This window comes from Romboutsia sp. 13368, from assembly GCF_018336475.1.
Lineage (GTDB): Bacteria > Bacillota > Clostridia > Peptostreptococcales > Peptostreptococcaceae > Romboutsia.
Genome location: NZ_CP048741.1, coordinates 1,221,082 through 1,222,657, shown reverse-complemented (window position 1 = coordinate 1,222,657; position 1,576 = coordinate 1,221,082). Strand labels below are relative to the sequence as shown.

Genomic DNA, 1,576 nt, shown 5'->3' with positions numbered 1-1,576 from the left:
TAACCAATATATTTGGCGTACTTGATGAGGTTTATGCCGTAAGGTATAAATAAATTAGGATGGTAACACGAAGATATACTCTCGTTCCTAAGGCTTAGCTCTTAGGTATGAGAGTTTTTTATTTGTAAAAATATTAAAATTTATTTTTATAAATTAATGTGATTATAGTTCTAATCAGACATTATTAATAAATTTATAAAAGGGAGAGGTTAAATATGAACAATGAAATAAAAAAAGGGAATGCATATGCATTATTACCACTAGTAGTATTTTTACTACTATTTGTAGGAAGTGGGGTTATAAGTGGAGATTTTTATAAAATGCCAGTATTAGTAGCATTTATTATATCTGCAGGTGTAGCCTTATTATTTAATAAAAAAGCTACTTTAGACGAAAAGATGAGTGTATTTTGTAAAGGAGCAGGAGATAGTAATATAATTTTGATGGTTATAATATTTTTACTTGCAGGTGCATTTTCAGGKACTGCTAAAGCTATGGGTGGAGTWGATTCAACTGTAAATTTAAGTTTATCAATACTTCCTGCTAATCTTTTAGTTGTAGGATTATTTGTTATAGGATGTTTTATATCAGTATCAATGGGAACTTCAGTAGGTACAATAGCAGCATTAGCTCCAATAGGACTTGGAATAGCAGAAAAAACGTCTATACCAGTAACATTAATATTAGGCGCTGTAGTAGGTGGTGCTATGTTTGGTGATAACTTATCTATRATATCAGATACTACTATAGCAGCAGTTAGAACTCAAGGTTGTGAGCTTAAGGATAAGTTTAAAACTAACTTTTTAATAGTTTTACCAGCAGCAATAATAACTGTTGTATTACTTGCAGTGATAACATCAGGTATGAAGTTAATTTAGATAGTGGATATGAATATGAATTGATAAAAGTAGTACCATATTTATTAGTATTAATAGGGGCATTATGTGGAGCAAATGTATTTGCACTACTTGGTAGTGGAATAGTGTTTGCAGGTATAGTAGGATTAGTAACAAACTCATTTGATGTATTTGGATTAATAGAAGCTATATCAACAGGAATGTCAGGGATGTATGAACTTAGTTTACTTGCAATAATAATAGGTGGAGTTGTTGAACTTATAAAGTTTAATGGTGGTATAGATTATGTACTTTATTTTATAACTAGCAGAATTAGAAGTAAAAAGGGTGCAGAATTTGGAATTGCAGCTTTGGTAAGTATTATAGACTTATGTACTGCTAATAATACTATAGCAATAGTTAYTGCAGGACCACTTGCTAAAGATATAGCACAGAAATACGATATAGATCCAAGAAAATCAGCTAGTATACTTGATATATTCTCATCTTGCTGGCAAGGAGTKATACCTTATGGAGCACAGYTWTTAACWGCAGCAGGAGTAGCTTCTATATCTCCAGTAGAAATAATGCCATATCTTTTTTATCCAGGTTTAATGTTTATATGTGGAATTATATCAATAGCATTTTCGGGAGTATTATTAAAAGAAGAAAACTTACAAAAAATAATATAACCATCTATATATTTAAAAATAAACTTAAATACAATTGTTAATATAAAA

Annotated in this window: 2 protein-coding genes; both read left to right on the top strand. The window is 29.8% G+C overall.

What is annotated here, in order from left to right; genetic code table 11:
• Positions 1-215: 215 nt before the first annotated feature.
• Positions 216-878 carry a Na+/H+ antiporter NhaC family protein gene (locus G3997_RS11410; protein WP_330616266.1) on the top strand — a complete coding sequence of 221 codons (663 nt, stop codon included), beginning with the start codon at positions 216-218 and terminating at the stop codon, positions 876-878.
• A gap of 20 nt (positions 879-898) precedes the next feature.
• Positions 899-1,528, top strand: coding sequence for a Na+/H+ antiporter NhaC family protein (locus tag G3997_RS11405; protein WP_330616264.1), 630 nt, complete (start codon positions 899-901; stop codon positions 1,526-1,528).
• The last annotated feature ends 48 nt before the right edge of the window (positions 1,529-1,576 follow it).